Source organism: Streptomyces sp. NPDC000878 (assembly GCF_053599695.1).
In genome coordinates, this window is sequence record NZ_JBSFMT010000001.1 from 248,468 (window position 1) to 263,408 (window position 14,941).

Below are 14,941 nucleotides of genomic sequence, written 5' to 3' on the forward strand. Positions count from 1 at the left end.
AAGCCGATGATCTCCAGACGCGGTCTTCTGCGTGTCGCCGCCGGCACCGGTGTGCTCGCCGTGGTGTCGGGCACGTCGATCACATCCGCCTCGGCCATCGAGCCGTCCACCGGGCAGTGGCCCGGCGAGGTGTCCGCCAACGGCTGGCGGATCGACCCCGTCTCCGTCACGGTCCACCACATCCAGGGGTCCGCCGCCTCCCTCGGGTTGCGGCGCGGTGACGCCGGGGCGGTGCTGCTGCACGTCGCGCGCCGGTGGCACTACGAGATCGCCGCGCTCGACACGGGCGAGGGCGGTGGTGTCAGCGGCCACACCACACGGCGCACGGTGGGGGCCGACTTCGAGTCGAACCACCTCTCCGGGACCGCTGTCGCTCTTCACCCCACCGCCTATCCGCTGAACGGAAGCGAGGGACTCTGGCCGTATCAGGAGACGATCGTGCGGGACATCCTCGCGGATTGCGACGGCACGGTCGTCTGGGGCGGTGACCTGACCCCGGTGAAGGTCTCGCACTTCCACATCGCCGCCCGCCCCGGCGACAGGGCCCTGGCGCGTGTCGCGGCCCGGCTGGACACCGGCCGGCCCACCACGCTCCGGTCCCAGACAGCGGGCACGGTCGCCGACCCGGCTGCCCCGTTCCGCAGAACCATGGCACGCCGCCTGCAACGGGCTCAGGGCGACTGAGCCGGAGAGAAAAGAGAACCGGAGAGGAAGGAGAGCGGGAGGAAGGAGAGCGGGAGCCAGGGCCTCGACCGGCCCGTGGCTCCGGCTTGTTGCTCAGGGAACCGGCGTCGTGGCCTCCCGCTTCGCGACCCGGGCCGAGCTCGACCGCGTCCGCGCACTGCGCCTGGCTGGAGCGACGTCGACGTGGACGCCTGTCACGGATGGGTCGGTGGGGCTCCCGTCCACATGCCCTGACCATGGCCCGACGGCACCCCGGCCCTGTCCATGACCCCCGCCATCTCACCCGGAGGAAGCGCCGGGTTCGCGCCCGCGCAGTACGCCAGTTCGGGCTGGGTGAGGGCCTCGATGAGGCGGGGGAGTGGCAGGCGGGGGTCCCGGGCCGCCGACTGGCGGGTCCACGTGTCCGGGTCGTGGCTCAGGCGTTCGATCAGGGCCGGGTCGGCGGTCGGGTCGCGGACGACCAGGTGGCGGTAGATCGGGTTCGGGTCATCCGCGTAGCGGGCGGCCAGGCCCTCACGGGGGAAGTTGGGATGACCCGTCGCCATCCAGGCGGAGAACGTTCCGCCGAGCCGTGCGTACACGCTCATCAGTACCTCCTCCGGGGTGTCGGGGTGCCACACGGCCAGTTGGTTGCGCACGACCTCGTCCGTGTCCTCGGCCAGCAGGCGCAGGAGTTCGGGGGAGAGGTGAGGGCTGCGGGCCGCCGCTCGGCGCAGTAGGGGGTGGGCGGAGGTCACGGCTCTGCGCAGCACGTCCTGGTCGGCTGTTCCGGCGCCCACCCAGTCCACGTCGGCCCACGCCCACGCTTCGACGGTGACGTCGATCGCGGCGCGTCGGGCCTCGGTCAGCTCGGGGCGGAGAGAGACCGCGAGGCGTACCTCGTGGTCGGGGTCGACGGCGAGCCGGTCCACCAGGTCGGGCGGCAGGGACGGGTTGGCGGCCAGTTCGGCCAAGTGGGTGCCCTCGGTGAGGAATCGCTCCGCCTCCGCGCGGTCGAGGAGCCCCCGGCGCAGCGCCTCGCGGAGGGAACTGGGGTCGGCGAGCAGCGCAGTTGTGAGCTTGGCGTCCTGCGGGCACGCGCACAGCTCGGCCCGCCGCCGTACCTCCGGGTCGGGATCGTCCAGCAGCGCCGAGTGCTCGTCCGTCGTCAGCTCGTCCCAGACGCGTACGGCGGCGCTTCGTGCTGCCGGATCGGGATGCCCGGCCAGGGACGCGAGGAAGGACGGCGCCGCGTGGGCCGAGTCCAACACCGCGCTGCGTACGGACTGTTCGGGGTCCGCGAGGAGGCGCTCGCACACGGCGTCCGGCAGTGGACGGATCTTCGTCCGGTTGTCGAGGGTCCACTCGGGTCCGGTCGCGACGGCGGCCCGTACCTCGGGCGACGGGTCGTCCACGAGCAGGACCCGCTGCTCGGGCTCCGCCTGGCCGCTTGTCGCGAACGCGATTCGCACGTGCGCGATCGGGTGGGCGCGGACAGCCGCCACGGCCGACTCGGGCAGCCCCGGCCGGATCATGGCCCGGTGGAGGGATTCGAAGGGTCTGCGGTCGTCCCCGCCCTCGAAGCCGATCAGCCGGAGCAACAGCGGTGTGGGGAGGGCCGGGTTGGCGGCTACTCCGTCCAGCGCGGATGAATGGTAGGCGACCATGTCCCAGCTCCCCCGACCCGTTCCCCTTGGCTCGCACGCGGCCACCTCGGGCGCCCCGCGCGTCCCCACGGCATCCTAATTCGGCTTATTGGGCTTGTTGTTCGGCGTCGAGTTGGTCGAGTTGATGATCCGCCCAGACATACGTCTCGGGGAGCAACTCGGTGATCGGGACCGCTCGGAGGTCGTCCGTCTTGCCGACGATGACCTTGAGTGTCGGGAAGTAGTCGAGGAGGACCTGGCGGCATCGGCCGCACGGTGGGACGACTCCCCGTTCGCGGTCGCCCACCGCGACGATCGTGTCCAGGTCGTACGCGCCCTGGGCCGCCGCCGTGCCGATGACCACCAACTCGGCGCAGGGGCCTCCGGTGAAGTGGTAGGCGTTCACCGCCGTGATGATCCGGCCGTCCCGGGCGCGGGCCGCTGCCGCCATGGTGTGGTTGTCGCCCCGGCAGCGCGTGCGGGCGATGTGCGCCGCCGCCTCGATGAGTTCGTGGTCCACGGGGTGGGGTGGGTGCGTGGTCATCTTCTTCGCTTCTCCTCCATCTCGTTCTCCTTTTCCTTTTCCCCGGCCACGGCAGCTTCCTTCTCCTTGGCCACGGCAGCCGAGGACACGAGTGTCGCCGCCGCCAGGCTGCCCCACAGAGCCGTCGCCCCGTGCGGTGCCAGAGCCGTGATCACCGCCGGGGACACCGCCAGGCCGAACCCCGTGGAGAGTCCGAAGCGGGCCAGCGTACGGCCCATGACCTGGGCCGGGGCCATCGCCGTGACGAGCGCGGTCGCGCTGCCCGCGTAGATGATCTCGCCGATCGTGCAGAGTACCGAGACGGCCGCGACCGCCGGGGCAGCCCACCCGTGCCCCAGCGAGGTCGCCGCCAGGAAGCCGACGTACGACACCGCGAGCACCACGCCGGAGCCGGCCAGCACCGTCCGCCGGGAGTAGCGGGACAGCAGCACGGTGACCGGGACCTGGAGGGTGACCACCAGCACCGTGTTGGCGACGAAGATGGCCGCCGACCACACCGGGGACGCGTGCAACTGCGTCACCAGGACCAACGGGAGCGCGATTTCAGGGACGTTGAGGCAGAAGACGTACACCACGTTGGCGGCCAGCAGTGCGGGCATACGGGGTGCGGGACCGTCGGCCCCGCCCTCGGCAGAGACAGCTGGACGTGTGCGCAGCCGGACCGACCCCGCCAACGCCGCCGCCGTGAGATACGCGAGCCCGGTCACCGCCGCCAGTGCCCGCAGCGCGTCCGCGCCGCCCGCCAGGCTCGCCGTCGCGATGAGCGCGCCCACGCCCAGGCCGGCGTTGCGCAGGGCGCGGCCCGCCGCGAGGGCCGCGTCGCGTTGCCTGCCGTGGGCGATCGTGGCGACGAGGGCCGAGTGGGCGGTCGGCCAGGCCTGGTTGCCGATGCCGAGGAAGAGCGCCGCCGCCGCGAACTGCCCGACGTGTCCCGCCGGGGTGGCCAGCAGCAGCGCCACGCCCACCACCCGCACCAGCATCGACGCCGCCACGACCGCGCTGCGTGCACCCCGGTCCAGCCAACGGCCCACCAAGGGCATGCACACCAGACCCGCCACGATCCCGGCCGTCATGGCGATGCCGGTGGCCGGCGCGGACAGCCCCAGCACGGTCACCCCGTAGAGGAGAAGGAAGGGGCGGAGGAGGCCGGTGCCGAGCGCGTCCACGGCAAGGGCGATGGCGTAACGGGGGCCTCCGGAGGCGCGGACTAGAGCGCGGGGCCGGATCTTGACGGTCTCGGTCTCGGTCTCGGTGGTCTCGGTCGTTTCGGTGGTCGGCATGGCGTCAACAGTCCGTACGGCCGCCCGGACGGCCATGTCGGTTGACGGACACCGTCAACTGACGCGGCCCCGATCCCTCCGGCCAGCGATGATGAACGGATGACGTTGCGCATCGACATCGGCGGAATCGGCGGACCGCCGTCCGAGCGGCTCCGGTTCGCCGCCTCCCCGCTGGCCGAGCTGACCGCGATGCTGCACGTGCTCGCCGAACCCGGGCACCATCCGCAGCTCGCCGGCTGGGCCGGGGACGTCTGGGCCGGGCTGCGGCCCGAGTTGGCCGAGCGGCTGCGGGAGGCGGACTTCCTCTGGCGTTCCTCGCAGGCCGACTTCCTGATCCCCGCCCGCCCCCGGTCGACCCTCGCCGAGGAACTGGACGACGTCGACCGGATCGACGACGAGACGTATGTGACCGCCGCGCTCGTCACCACGTGCGGCAGCAGCCGGGTCCACTTCGGCGCGCCGTCGCCGCTCAGCGACAGGGCCGCGCGCGAGTGGGCCCTGGACTTCGCCCAGGCCCGTGGCGCACGGCAGGAGGCCTTCGCGGAACGGCTGCTCGCGGACCCGGCGGCCGTACGGGCACGGGTGCGCGACACCCTCGAACAGTGCGCCGACGCGTTCTTCGACGCGGCCTGGACGGGCGTCGCCGTACGGCTCGCCACCGATCTGCGCCTGAAGAACGACCTGTTGAAGCGCCAGGGCGTCGGCGCCGCGCTCGCCTCGGTCTCCGGCGCCGTCGCCCTCGCTCCCGACGGCGACTGCATCGTCGTGGACAAGCTCCAGGACAAGGCGACCGCCGCCCACGGCACCGGGGTCACCTTCATCCCCAGCGTCTACGGCCGCCCGCACCTGGTCGCGGTCCACGCGCCCGGCTGGCATCCGGTGGTGCAGTACCCGGTGGCCGAGCCGAGCCCGTCGGTGGAGCCGGTACCGCTGGAAACGGTCACCCTCCGGCTGGAGGCGCTCGCCCATCCCGTACGGCTACGGCTGCTGCGCACCCTGGCCCGTGGCCCGCACACCACCGGCGAGCTGGCCCACGTCTGGGACCTCACACCCCCGGAGGTCTCCCGCCACCTCGCCGTCCTGCGCCGCGCGGGCCTGCTCACGGCCCGGCGGCACGGCCGCTACGTCCGGCACAGCCTCAACCTGCCCGACCTGACGGCCCTGGGGACCGACCTGCTGGCGGCCGTCCTGCGCTGAGCGGCTTCCTCACTTGCCCTGCGCCCCCTCCTGGTCCTGCGCCTCCTCCTCGGCCCGCTTCTCCTGCAACTTGCGCACCAGCTCCCGTTTCTGGGCCTGCGGGTCCGTGCCGCCGCCCACCTGCTTGCCCCGGCCGCCGCCCCGCAGGGCGCCGCGGCCCAGGTTGCTGCGGGTGCCGCCGACTCCGAGCATGTTTCCGCCACCTCGTGCCATCGCACATCTCCTTCTGCCGTGAATGAATGACGATACGTATCGTCTCGCCAGGTCGGACCCTCTCACCTTCCGCGAGACGCTCCGTCTTGTCAACCTGATAAATTGCCGACATGGTCCAGAAACCCGCCCCCGACAGGCCCGCCCCCGACTCCACCCGCCGCAGCGAGAAGTCCCGCCGCGCCATCTACGAGGCCGCCCTCGCCCTCATCGGAGAGGTCGGGTACCAGAAGACGACCATCGAGGGCATCGCCGCCCGGGCCGGTGTCGGGAAGCAGACCATCTACCGGTGGTGGTCCTCGAAGGGGGAGGTGCTCATGGAGGCCTTCGTCGATCTGAGCGAGCAGGCCGCCGAGGCCGCCCAGCCCGGGGGAGACTACGTCATCCCCGACACCGGTGATCTCGCCGCCGACCTCAAGGCCGTGCTGCGCCTCACTGTCGACCAGCTGCTCGACCCCGTGTTCGCGGTGCCGTCCCGCGCCCTTGCCGCCGAAGGCTTCGTCAATGAGGAACTCGGCCGCAGGTACGTCGCCAAGCTGCTCGAACCCTCCCTCCAGCTCTACGTCGATCGGCTGCGCGCCGCCCAGGAGGCCGGGCAGGTGCGGGCTGACATCGACCCCCGTATCGCCCTCGAACTCTTCGTCTCCCCGCTCGCCCAGCGCTGGCTCCAGTACACCGGGCCGATCTCGTACGAGTACACGGACACCCTCGTCGACTACGCCCTGGGCGGGATCGCCTCGCCCAGCCGGAGAACGGCCGAAAACAGTGGGCACTAAATCCTGCTAATCGACCGGAAAACGGTCGATCACGCCCCCTGTGCGCCTCGTCCCACCCACCCCGGATGTCGGCTCCGGCCTCCCGCAGCGCAGGATGGTGGGACCATGGAGCAGGCTGTCCGCACAACAGCAGCGAGGCGAGGCGATACATGAGCGCGGAGTTCGGCGGTCGTACGACGGGCCGGCAGGGCAGGATCTCCCAGTGGCTGCGTGGTCGCCGAGCGGATGCCCACGAGGCCGCCGCCGGTGCCGAGCGCGGGCGCCGTGAGGAGCTGCTGCTCGCCGCCGCCCGGGCCGGACTGCCCCTCGCGCCCGCCGCGCACCCCTCCGCCTACCGATGTTCGTGCGACCGGGTCGGCTGTCCGACGCCCGCCCGGCACCCGATCTCCTTCGCCTGGCAGACGCAGTCCACCACCGACCGCGCCCAGATCGAGCGGTGGGCCCGGCATCAGCCGCAGGCCAACTTCATCACCGCGACCGGCATGGTCCACGACGTCCTCGACGTGCCCCTCGAAGCGGGGCGCGAGGCCCTGGAGCGGCTCCTCGGAGCCGGCATCGAGGTCGGGCCGGTCGCCGAGAGCGACGACGGCCGGCTGCTGTTCTTCACCCTCACCCGTGGCACCCCGGACGACGAGGACGAGTGGTGGCCCTGCGAACTGGACTGCCACCCCGAGACCGCGGACGAGCATCCGGGCCTGCGCTGGCACTGCCGGGGCTCCTATGTCCTCGTACCGCCCGCCCAGTTGCCGGGTGACCAGGGCGTGTACTGGGTACGCGGGCCGGAGTTCGCCCTGCCCGACCCGCTGAGCCTGCTCGAAGTCCTCACCGACGCCTGCGCCCGGTACGTCGGCGAGGAGCCCGACCACGCCACCGCGGCCTGGCCCTCCAGAGGCTGAACCCCCGCCGGATCGACCGGAGTTACAGAGCTGTCGGAGTTACTCTCCTTGCGCCGCCGTCAGACCCTGGATGCGGCTCAGGAACTCCACACCCTGGCTCGCGGCACCCTTGCCCGGGTCCAGCACCGCCTGGTTCGACACGAACTCCAGGGTCAGCGACTGCTTGATCTCGCCCGTCGTCAGCGCCCGCACACTGTCGCTCGGCTCCGGGATCGACGTACCCAGCGCGGCCGTCTGCTTCTCGTAGTGGTGCGTGGCGAAGAAGACCAGCGCGCCGCCGTCCGACGTACGCAGGCCCAGCGGGGCGAAGTCGCCCTTGCCGAGCGGCTCGTCGATGTACTGCGTGACGAGCCCGGGCTTGATGGCGCTCTTCTCGCGCTGCTCCACCCAGGCACTCGTGTGCACACCGGGCGCGAAGACATCGCCGGTGCCGTCCTTCAGGAAGGTCGCGTAGTCCGCGCTCAAGTCCTTTGGCGCGACGGCCAGTTCGGCCGAGTTCGCCGTCACCGGCTCCGCCCAGCCCTCGTTGTCCGTCTTGAACGCCGGTACGTCGGCCGGGGCGAGCAGCGTCAGATACGCCGCCGCCCACGGCTCGGCCACGTTGCTGCGCGTGAACACCAGCAGCCAGCGCGCCTCGTCGCCCTTGTTGGCGTCGGCGTCCGCGACGAACCAGCGCGGCCAGCCCGCCTTCTTCGGGATCGCGAACTTCGGGTCCGTGAACTCCAGCGGTACGTACGACGGGTTGCCGGCCGGGCTGTTCTCGCGCCCCGCGTCCAGGCGGGCCGCGTCGATCGCGCCGAGGGCGCCGGTGACGTAGTCGGCGTCCAGGGAACGGTCGTACGCCTTGTCCGCCTTGTTGTACGCGGCCGTGAAGTCCTTCAGCGCCTCGGCCGCCTCCGCCCGGGTCGCCGCCGGAATCACCTCGCGCTCGCCGTGCACCACGACACAACCGCTCGCGGCCAGCGACATCACGGTCACCGAGGCCGCTACGAGGGCACTCCGCTCAAGACGACCGCGTAGTGTCCGAGGACTTCGAGGCGTCCGTGGCATCCGTGGGCTGCGACCCCTGCTCACCCTGCTCATCAGCTGGCTTCACCTTCCCCTTCCCGGAGGCGAACCCTACCGGGGCGAGGAACAGCGCGAGCGTCGGGATCAGGTACAGCGCCCACACCGTGACCTGGAGGACGGTCGGGTCCGGCTGGAAGTTGAACACGCCCTTGAGGAGCGTGCCGTACCAGCTGTCCGGCGGGATCGTGTCGCTGATGTCGAAGGCCTTGTTGTTCAGGCCGGGCAGCCAGTCGGCCTCCTGGAGGTCGTGGAAGCCGTACGCCAGGACGCCCGCCGCGACCACGACCAGCATGCCGCCGGTCCAGGTGAAGAACTTGGACAGGTTGATGCGCAGGGCGCCTCGGTAGAAGAGGTAGCCGAGCACGATCGCCGTCGCGATGCCCAACAGGACGCCGATCAGAGGGCCTTGGGTGCCGTCGCTGGTCGCCCGTACCGACGCCCACACGAACAGCGCGGTCTCCAGGCCCTCCCGGCCCACCGCGAGGAACGCGGTCGCGACCAGCGCGCCCGTGCCCATCTGGAGGGCCGCGTCCAGCTTGCCGTGCAGGTCGGACTTCAAGTGCCGGGCCGTACGCCGCATCCAGAAGACCATCCACGTCACCAGGCACACGGCGACGATCGACAGCGAGCCGCCGAGCGCCTCCTGTGCCTCGAACGTCAGCTCCTGGGAGCCGAATTCGAGCGCGCAGCCGAAGGCGAGGGCCAGCGTGATGGCCACGCCGATGCCGATCCAGATGGGCTTCAGGGCGTCCCGGCGGTCCGTCTTCACCAGATAGGCGATGAGGATGCAGACGACGAGACTGGCTTCCAGCCCCTCGCGCAGACCGATCAGATAGTTCGCGAACACGGCGCCCTACACCTCCTTGGAAAACAGTGCGCGGCCCCACCAGTCGTCCTTGTCCCGGACGCCCGGAGGGATCGCGAAGACCGCCGAACCCACGTGCTGGATGTACTCGTTGAGCGCGTCCGTGCGCGCCAGATTGCGCTGCACGGGGATGAAGCCGGTCCGCACATCCCGCTGGTAGGCGAGGAAGAACAGGCCCGCCTCCAGCCGGCCGAGGCCGTCCGTGCCGTCCGTGAAGGAGTAGCCGCGGCGCAGGAGCGTCGCGCCGTGGTTGGAGTCGGGGTGCGCGAGGCGGACGTGCGCGTCGGGCAGCATCGCCTTCAGGAACGGCTCGTCGCGCTCCTTGGCCTTGCCGACCGGTGCGCCCTCGCCCTTGTCGCGCCCGATGATGTCCTCCTGCTCCTGCAGCGAGGTCCGGTCCCAGGGCTCGATGTGCATCCGGATACGCCGGGCGACGAGATACGAACCCCCGTCCATCCAGGCCGAGTTGGTGTCAGTGTCCGAGCCGTCGACCCACACGAACTTCTTCAGCCGGGCCGTCTCGGTGCCCGCGATGTTGCGGGTGCCGTCCTTGAAGCCCAGCAGATTGCGCGGGGTCTGCGCCTCGGGGGTCGTCGAGGAGGTCTTGCCGAAGCCGAGCTGCGACCAGCGCACCGAGACCTTGCCGAAGCCGATCCGGGCCAGGTTGCGGACCGCGTGCACGGCGACCTGCGGATCGTCCGAGCACGCCTGCACGCACACATCGCCGCCGCTGCGGTTCTTGTCCAGGTTGTCCCCAGGGAACTGCGGAAGCTCGACGAGCGCCTCGGGCCGCCGCTCGGCGAGCCCGAACTTCTCGAACAGTCCGGGCCCGAACCCGATCGTCAGCGTCAGCCGCGACGGTTTCAGCCCCAGCGCCTCACCGGTGTCGTCCGGCGGGGCCTCGGCCAGCCCGCCGTACGCGCCCTCGCCGACCGTCTGCCCGGCGGTCATCCGACGCGCCGCCGCCGTCCAGTCCTTGAGCATCTGGACGAACTCGGCGCGGTCGTCGGTCTCCAGGTCGAACGCGGCGAAGTGCAGCCGGTCCTGCACCGGCGTCGCGATCCCCGCCTGGTGGCCGCCGTGGAACTCGACGGCCCCGCCCGTGTCGACGGCGACCGTCTGCACGTCGTCGCCACCACGGGTCACCGCCACACCACCGCCGACCGCGGCGGCCCCGAGCGCGAGCCCGGCCCCGCCCCAGCCGATGAGCGCCCGCCGAGAGGTACTGCCGGCGGGAGTCTCCGGTGTCTCCGTCACGTCGTCCGTGTCGGCCATGTCGTCCGCCATTTCGATGGACCCCTCTTGCTTCACGACTCTTACTTCACGACGGCGGCGGCGAGCTTCGACAGCGGCTCGGCGAGCGCGTTCACCGCGTCGGAGAGCTGCTTGCGCTCGGGCTCGGTGACCTTGTCGTACGAGGTGAAGTCGTACGAGTTCTTGTCCGCGCGGTACTTGTCGAGCAGCGTGTTCAGGGCGGCGAACTGCTTGTCCAGCTCCGTCACCAGCGCCGCGTCGTTCTCCTTCGCGACCGGCTTCAGCAGCTCGTACGCGTCCTCGGCGCCCTCGACGTTGGCCTTGAAGTCGACGAGGTCGGTGTGCGAGTAGCGCTCCTCCTCGCCGGTGACCTTGCCGGTGGCGACCTCGTCGAGCAGCTCCTTGGCGCCGTTGGCCATGGAGGTCGGGGTGATCTCGGCCTTGCCGACCCGCTTCTGCCAGTCGGTGAGGTCGGTGATCAGCTGGTCGGCGAGGGTCTTGTCCGCGGCGGTGATCTTCTTGTCCTGCCAGAGGGACTTCTCCAGCCGGTGCCAGCCGGTGAACTCCTGCCCAGCCTCCAGACCGTCGGCGCGGACGTCGACCTTGGGGTCGATGTCACCGAAGGACTCGGCGACCGGCTCGGTCCGCTCCCAGCCGATGCGCGAGGGGGCGTACGCCTTCTTCGCGGCCTCGATGTCGCCGTCCTTGACCGCCTTGGCGAAGACCTTGGCGAGCGGCACCGTGGCGTCCGCCTGCTCCTGCGCGTACTTGCGGTAGGCGGCGACGGCCGCGTCCAGACGCGGGTCGCGCTTGGCGACCGTACCGCCGGTGGCCTTGACGGCCTGGCGGATGCCGTCGCCCTTCATGCCGGGCTTGCAGGCGATCGTGTAGTCGCCCGCCTTCACCTCGGCGGTGACCTTCTGCTTGGTGCCGGGGCCGATGTTCTCCCGCTCGGTGACGATCCGGTCGTCCGGGAAGAGGACGTAGACCTCGGTGACCTTGGAGCCCTTGTTCTCGATGTCCAGCTCGACGTGCCCGGCCGGGAACTCCTTCTTCGACACCTCGCACTTGTCGTCCGTCGCGGTGACGCTGATGACCCGGTCGCCGTCGCTCCCGGAGCTGCCCTTCTCCGTGCAGCCGGTGACGGCGGCCAGTGCCGCCGCGGTGGCGGCTGCGGTGACGACGGAGAGTCTGACGGCACGCATACGGGCTCCTGTGGCGAAAAATCGACGTGTCCAGGCTCACGCGGGTGAGGTGAGGCGGCCCTAACTTACCTAAGGCTTGCCTCAGTAATACCCGGACAATCAGTGATTCACCTCTCACGGAAGCTGTATGGGAACGCTCAGGTCACGGTGACCTAAAGGGGGCTTAAAGCAAGCACCATTCACAGGTAATGCACAGGTCAAGAATCCCGCACCGGCGAGATCAGGACAGCTCCGGTACGCGGATGCGGAAACACCTCGATGGGCTGCCGGTACACGTCCGACAGCAGCCGCTCCTCGAAGACCCCCTCGGGCGTCCCGTCCGCGACCACCCGCCCGGCGCTCAGGATCGCCACCCGGTGCGCGTAGGCCGCCGCGAGTCCCAGATCGTGCAGTACGACCACCACCGCGTCCCCGGCCCGCGCCCGCTCCCGGCACACCCGCAGCACCAGCTCCTGGTGCCGCAGGTCCAGCGCGGCCGTCGGCTCGTCGAGCAGCAGCAGCGGCGCCCGCTGGGCGAGCACCCGGGCCAGCGCGACCCGGGCCCGCTCACCCCCGCTCAGCGCGGAGAACGGCCGACCGGCGAACCCGGCCACCTCGGCAGCGCCCATGGCCTCCGCCACGGCCAAGTCGTCCTCGTCCTCCCGCTCCGTACCGGCCCAGGGCGCCCGCCCCATCCGCACGACCTCTTCAACGGCGAACGGAAAGGAGAGCGAGGCGGCCTGCGGCAACACGGCCCGCCGCAGGGCGAGTTCGGCAGCCGCCCACTCGCCGGCAGCCCGCCCATGAATCCGTACGACCCCCGCGGCGGCCAGCAGATCACCGGCAAGCGCACCCAACAGGGTCGACTTCCCGGCCCCGTTGGGCCCCACCAGAGCCAACACCTCACCGGCCCGGGCAACCACATCAACCCCCGAGAGAACCTCCCGCGAACCAAGGCGAACGTGCAGCCCTTCGACCTCGGCGAGAACGTCCCCTGGTTCGGCAGGGGGTGGGGGAGTCGGACGGGAACGGAGGAGTCTCACGGCAAGCTTCCTTGAGGTCAAGATGGAATCGGGCGGTACGGAGACTTACTCAGGGGCGCGGGGAACTGCGCGACAAGCCCCCACGGACCCGCAGACGAAATACAACCCCTCAAGCCCACCCCCCTTGCCGCCGCCGAGTCCTCCGAAGCAACCAGAAGAAGAACGGACTACCAAGCAGAGCCGTCAGCACACCCAGCGGCAACTCCGCCGGGGCGGCAACCGTCCGAGCCGCCAGATCCGCGGCCAACAGAACCACCGCACCCCCAAGCGCACTACCCGGCACCAGAAACCGATGCCCAGGCCCCGCCGCCATCCGCAACAGATGCGGAATCACCAGCCCCACGAACCCGATGATCCCCGAGACCCCGACGGCCGCTGCCGTAAGCAGCGCGATCACCAGAATCAACACAACCCGCATCCGCTCGACATCCACCCCCAGATGCCGCGCAGGCCGCTCACCAAGGGCCAGAAGGTCCAGCCGACGCGTATAAAGAGGCGCGATCACCAGCCCCACAACCGCGAACGGCAGCACCGCCATCACTTTGGACCAGGTCGCTTGCGCGAGCGACCCCAACTGCCAGAAGGTGATCTGGTTGACCGCCGCCGTGTCCGCGAAGAACAGGAACAGCCCGATCAGCGCCCCCGCGAACGCGTTCACGGCGATCCCGGTGAGGATCAGCGTCACGACCTCCGTACGGCCACCGGCGCGAGACATCGAATACACCAGCAACACAGTCGCGAGCCCCGTCACGAACGCGACGGTCGGAATCGTCACCGTGCCAAGGAAGTTGAGGCCCAGCGAGATCGCGCCCACCGCCCCGACCGCCGCACCCGACGAGACGCCGATGATGCTCGGCTCGGCCAGCGGATTGCTGAACATGCCCTGCATCAATGCCCCCGCACAGCCCAGCGAGGCCCCGACGAGCAGCGCGAGCACGATACGCGGGAAGCGGACGTTCCACAGGACGGACTCGGGGACGCGCTCCAACTCGGCGCCACCGAGCCCGATCTTGTGGAGGACCGAGCCCAGCACATCACCCGTGGGGATCGGATAGGCCCCGAGCCCGGCGGCGACCGGGACGAGGACGAGCAGCGCGACGACCAGTCCGACGGTCAGCAGCCACGTACCGCCACGCACCCGGCGTACGGGCGAGGCCTCCTCACTCGCTTCAACCACCTTGTCCAGCAAGGTCATTGCGCATCTCCGTCACTGCCGGCGTACAGCTGCGCCACGATCGACTTCAGCACCTGGTCCGTACGCGGCCCGTAGTTGAGGAGCACGCCGTCCTCGATCGACACGACCCGGCGCTCCATCCCGGCCGGGGTCTGCGCGACACCGGGGATCTCGACCATGCCGTCGATACCGCCGACGGACTCAAGTCCCTTGGTCATGACGAGAATCGCGTCCGGCGCGGCCTGCGCCAGCGCCTCTGTCGTGATCGCCGTGAAGTCCTTCTCGAGACCCGAGTCCGCGCCCGCGTCGATCGCCCCGGCGGCCTCCAGGAGCGAGGTCGCCCCGGAGTCCTTGCCGCCGATGAGATAGACGGAGGCCGACCCGCGCAGATAGAGGAAGGCGACACGCGGCTCCTCGGTGCTCCCCGACCCCTTCGCGCACTGCGGAATCTCCTTGCGTACGGCGGCGATCCGGTCCTCGGAGCGCTTCGTCAGCTCCTTCCCGGCCGCCGGTACGCCGAGCGCGTCGGCGACCGCCTGGATGCGCGGGCCGACGTCGCCGAGGTCCTTCGCCGGGTCGATCACCAGGACCGGGATACCGGCGTCGCGGATCTGGCCGATCGCCTCCTCGGGGCCGGTGGTCGTCTCGGCGAGGACCAGGTCGGGCTTGAGGGAGAGGACGCTCTCGGCGGAGACGTCGTGGTTGCGGGTGACGATCGGCAGCTTCTCCGCCTGGGCGAAGGTGGCGGTGATGTCCCGGGCGACGACCCGGTCGCCGAGCCCGAGCGTGAACACGATCTCGCTGAGGCTGCCGGAGAGGGGCACGATCCGCTCGGCGGCTTCGACGGTCACCTTCTCCCCGTCGGACGACCGTACGGTGACCGGGAGTTGGGGTTCGGAGGGGTTCGCGAGGGGTTCCACGCGATCCGCGGCGGCGGCACTCGCGGCGGCCTTGGCCGTGCCCTGTGGAGTGTCCTGCCCGGAGCCCTCGGCGCCGGCGCAGCCGGTCGCCGTGAGGGCGAGCGCGGACAGTAGTGCTCCCGCCAATCGCGTGCGCAAGCGTCCCACGGTGCCATCCGTTTCTCTTGGATCGTCTCGGAGCGACTTGGATCGACTCGGATTCTCTCGACCCTCTTACGTTT

The 14,941-nt window shown here is 70.7% G+C and carries 15 protein-coding genes; 4 read left to right on the forward strand and 11 right to left on the reverse strand.

Annotated features, from left to right (window positions below; all coding sequences use genetic code 11):
• Positions 1 to 6: 6 nt before the first annotated feature.
• Positions 7 to 684 carry a hypothetical protein gene (locus ACWDR4_RS00985; RefSeq protein WP_450402196.1) on the forward strand — a complete coding sequence of 226 codons (678 nt, stop codon included), beginning with the start codon at positions 7 to 9 and terminating at the stop codon, positions 682 to 684.
• A 194-nt stretch (positions 685 to 878) separates the two neighbouring features.
• Here ACWDR4_RS00985 and ACWDR4_RS00990 read toward each other — a convergent pair whose 3' ends face one another.
• From ACWDR4_RS00990 to ACWDR4_RS01000, 3 genes are all read right to left on the reverse strand, one after another.
• Positions 879 to 2,330: a Mucin-2 gene (locus ACWDR4_RS00990; protein ID WP_450402198.1), complete on the reverse strand. Its 1,452-nt coding sequence runs from the start codon at positions 2,328 to 2,330 to the stop codon at positions 879 to 881.
• 85 nt (positions 2,331 to 2,415) lie between these two features.
• Positions 2,416 to 2,853, reverse strand: a complete 438-nt coding sequence (locus ACWDR4_RS00995) for a cytidine deaminase (RefSeq protein WP_450402200.1) — start codon at positions 2,851 to 2,853, stop codon at positions 2,416 to 2,418.
• On the reverse strand, positions 2,850 to 4,133 hold the full coding sequence (locus tag ACWDR4_RS01000; RefSeq protein ID WP_450402201.1) for an MFS transporter: 1,284 nt from the start codon (positions 4,131 to 4,133) through the stop codon (positions 2,850 to 2,852). Before ACWDR4_RS01000 ends, ACWDR4_RS00995 begins: the two co-directional genes overlap by 4 nt.
• A 99-nt stretch (positions 4,134 to 4,232) precedes the next feature.
• On the opposite strand from ACWDR4_RS01000, the gene ACWDR4_RS01005 reads away from it, so the two are divergent.
• Positions 4,233 to 5,330: a DUF5937 family protein gene (locus tag ACWDR4_RS01005; RefSeq protein ID WP_450402202.1), complete on the forward strand. Its 1,098-nt coding sequence runs from the start codon at positions 4,233 to 4,235 to the stop codon at positions 5,328 to 5,330.
• 9 nt (positions 5,331 to 5,339) lie between these two features.
• Here ACWDR4_RS01005 and ACWDR4_RS01010 read toward each other — a convergent pair whose 3' ends face one another.
• Positions 5,340 to 5,543 (reverse strand): DUF6243 family protein, encoded by a 204-nt coding sequence (locus ACWDR4_RS01010; protein WP_450402204.1) that lies wholly within the window; start codon positions 5,541 to 5,543, stop codon positions 5,340 to 5,342.
• A 110-nt stretch (positions 5,544 to 5,653) separates the two neighbouring features.
• On the opposite strand from ACWDR4_RS01010, the gene ACWDR4_RS01015 reads away from it, so the two are divergent.
• Together ACWDR4_RS01015 and ACWDR4_RS01020 are read left to right on the forward strand one after the other, a co-directional pair.
• The gene (locus ACWDR4_RS01015; protein WP_450402205.1) at positions 5,654 to 6,316 is read left to right on the forward strand and encodes a TetR/AcrR family transcriptional regulator; all 663 of its coding nucleotides are present in this window, start codon (positions 5,654 to 5,656) and stop codon (positions 6,314 to 6,316) included.
• Between the two features lie 149 nt (positions 6,317 to 6,465).
• The gene (locus ACWDR4_RS01020) at positions 6,466 to 7,212 is read left to right on the forward strand and encodes a bifunctional DNA primase/polymerase (protein WP_450402207.1); all 747 of its coding nucleotides are present in this window, start codon (positions 6,466 to 6,468) and stop codon (positions 7,210 to 7,212) included.
• A gap of 39 nt (positions 7,213 to 7,251) precedes the next feature.
• On the opposite strand, the gene ACWDR4_RS01025 is transcribed toward ACWDR4_RS01020, so the two are convergent.
• The 7 genes from ACWDR4_RS01025 to ACWDR4_RS01055 all read right to left on the reverse strand — a co-directional run bounded on the left by ACWDR4_RS01025 (position 7,252) and on the right by ACWDR4_RS01055 (position 14,858).
• Positions 7,252 to 8,262 (reverse strand): hypothetical protein, encoded by a 1,011-nt coding sequence (locus ACWDR4_RS01025; RefSeq protein ID WP_450402209.1) that lies wholly within the window; start codon positions 8,260 to 8,262, stop codon positions 7,252 to 7,254.
• Positions 8,216 to 9,127 (reverse strand): iron uptake transporter permease EfeU, encoded by a 912-nt coding sequence (efeU, locus tag ACWDR4_RS01030; protein WP_450402211.1) that lies wholly within the window; start codon positions 9,125 to 9,127, stop codon positions 8,216 to 8,218. Before efeU ends, ACWDR4_RS01025 begins: the two co-directional genes overlap by 47 nt.
• 6 nt (positions 9,128 to 9,133) lie before the next feature.
• A complete protein-coding gene (efeB, locus tag ACWDR4_RS01035) occupies positions 9,134 to 10,420 on the reverse strand; it encodes an iron uptake transporter deferrochelatase/peroxidase subunit (protein WP_450402524.1) in 1,287 nt (428 codons plus the stop codon).
• Between the two features lie 41 nt (positions 10,421 to 10,461).
• Positions 10,462 to 11,604 (reverse strand): iron uptake system protein EfeO, encoded by a 1,143-nt coding sequence (gene efeO, locus ACWDR4_RS01040; protein ID WP_450402212.1) that lies wholly within the window; start codon positions 11,602 to 11,604, stop codon positions 10,462 to 10,464.
• 197 nt (positions 11,605 to 11,801) lie between these two features.
• Positions 11,802 to 12,626, reverse strand: coding sequence for a heme ABC transporter ATP-binding protein (locus tag ACWDR4_RS01045; protein WP_450402215.1), 825 nt, complete (start codon positions 12,624 to 12,626; stop codon positions 11,802 to 11,804).
• A gap of 109 nt (positions 12,627 to 12,735) precedes the next feature.
• Complete coding sequence (locus ACWDR4_RS01050; protein WP_450402218.1) at positions 12,736 to 13,821, reverse strand: FecCD family ABC transporter permease; 1,086 nt, start codon at positions 13,819 to 13,821, stop codon at positions 12,736 to 12,738.
• Complete coding sequence (locus ACWDR4_RS01055; RefSeq protein WP_450402221.1) at positions 13,818 to 14,858, reverse strand: heme/hemin ABC transporter substrate-binding protein; 1,041 nt, start codon at positions 14,856 to 14,858, stop codon at positions 13,818 to 13,820. Before ACWDR4_RS01055 ends, ACWDR4_RS01050 begins: the two co-directional genes overlap by 4 nt.
• Positions 14,859 to 14,941 lie beyond the last annotated feature (83 nt).

What these genes read in the sequence shown, in the direction of transcription:
- ACWDR4_RS00985 (WP_450402196.1), top strand. Translation starts at nt 7, where the DNA reads ATGATCTCCAGACGCGGTCTTCTGCGTGTCGCCGCCGGCACCGGTGTG.
- ACWDR4_RS00990 (WP_450402198.1), bottom strand. Translation starts at nt 2,330, where the DNA reads ATGGTCGCCTACCATTCATCCGCGCTGGACGGAGTAGCCGCCAACCCG.
- ACWDR4_RS00995 (WP_450402200.1), bottom strand. Translation starts at nt 2,853, where the DNA reads ATGACCACGCACCCACCCCACCCCGTGGACCACGAACTCATCGAGGCG.
- ACWDR4_RS01000 (WP_450402201.1), bottom strand. Translation starts at nt 4,133, where the DNA reads ATGCCGACCACCGAAACGACCGAGACCACCGAGACCGAGACCGAGACC.
- ACWDR4_RS01005 (WP_450402202.1), top strand. Translation starts at nt 4,233, where the DNA reads ATGACGTTGCGCATCGACATCGGCGGAATCGGCGGACCGCCGTCCGAG.
- ACWDR4_RS01010 (WP_450402204.1), bottom strand. Translation starts at nt 5,543, where the DNA reads ATGGCACGAGGTGGCGGAAACATGCTCGGAGTCGGCGGCACCCGCAGC.
- ACWDR4_RS01015 (WP_450402205.1), top strand. Translation starts at nt 5,654, where the DNA reads ATGGTCCAGAAACCCGCCCCCGACAGGCCCGCCCCCGACTCCACCCGC.
- ACWDR4_RS01020 (WP_450402207.1), top strand. Translation starts at nt 6,466, where the DNA reads ATGAGCGCGGAGTTCGGCGGTCGTACGACGGGCCGGCAGGGCAGGATC.
- ACWDR4_RS01025 (WP_450402209.1), bottom strand. Translation starts at nt 8,262, where the DNA reads ATGCCACGGACGCCTCGAAGTCCTCGGACACTACGCGGTCGTCTTGAG.
- efeB (WP_450402524.1), bottom strand. Translation starts at nt 10,420, where the DNA reads ATGGCCGACACGGACGACGTGACGGAGACACCGGAGACTCCCGCCGGC.
- efeO (WP_450402212.1), bottom strand. Translation starts at nt 11,604, where the DNA reads ATGCGTGCCGTCAGACTCTCCGTCGTCACCGCAGCCGCCACCGCGGCG.
- ACWDR4_RS01050 (WP_450402218.1), bottom strand. Translation starts at nt 13,821, where the DNA reads ATGACCTTGCTGGACAAGGTGGTTGAAGCGAGTGAGGAGGCCTCGCCC.